This is a genomic window from Nocardia sp. NPDC051929 (assembly GCF_044548645.1).
Lineage (GTDB): Bacteria > Actinomycetota > Actinomycetes > Mycobacteriales > Mycobacteriaceae > Nocardia > Nocardia sichangensis.
This window is the reverse complement of the sequence record NZ_JBIUCG010000007.1, coordinates 89,682-90,232: the sequence shown is the minus strand read 5'-3', so window position 1 is coordinate 90,232 and position 551 is coordinate 89,682. Positions and strand designations below refer to the sequence as shown.

Here is a 551-nt window from a genome sequence, read left to right as displayed (position 1 = left end):
GCTCAGCTACCTCGACGGCCCGGTGCGGCCACCGAGGTCACCAGCTGGAATCGGTGACCGATCCACCACGATCGCGTTCTACCGTCTCGGTATCGGTGAAGCGCATGCCGCTGCCGTCGGAGAACTCCCTGCGCTTCCGCGCGTTCGGCGGCGCCGTCGGAGCCGGGACGGGTTCCGGAGCGCGCACCTCGGGCATGCCCTCGACCAGATCGGACAGCTTCGGCATCCGGGCCCGATGAGTGTCCAAGGGAGCCATCAGATCCCGTGTCTTGCGGGCCACGTCGGCACTGGCCAGCTGCGCGGCCTCGGTGACCGCCTTGGCGATCTCGGCATGGCTGAGGTCCTCGATATTGGGCCCGAACTGGGTATCGATCACCGTGTTGTCGGCGTTCACGACCACCGTCACCCGCTTGCCGCGCACCGTCGCGCGGCCGGTCAGTTCGGCGCGCTCCTGCTGCAACCGTGCGATGATCCGCATCTGTTCTTGGACGCCGTCGAGGATGTCGGCCAAGTCCGCCTTGGCTTGCTCGTTCGTCATCGGTCGGTGAACC

1 protein-coding gene is annotated in these 551 nt (G+C 67.3%); it reads right to left on the bottom strand.

Translation table 11 applies throughout. From position 1 onward, the window contains the following. Nucleotides 1-37 precede the first annotated feature (37 nt). Entirely contained in the window at nucleotides 38-538 is a 501-nt protein-coding gene (locus ACIHAX_RS11030; RefSeq protein WP_397277086.1) for a YbaB/EbfC family nucleoid-associated protein, read from the bottom strand. Nucleotides 539-551: the final 13 nt, after the last annotated feature.

Bases quoted from the DNA above. Each gene is read 5' to 3' on its own strand.
- ACIHAX_RS11030 (WP_397277086.1), bottom strand. From the start codon at position 538: ATGACGAACGAGCAAGCCAAGGCGGACTTGGCCGACATCCTCGACGGC.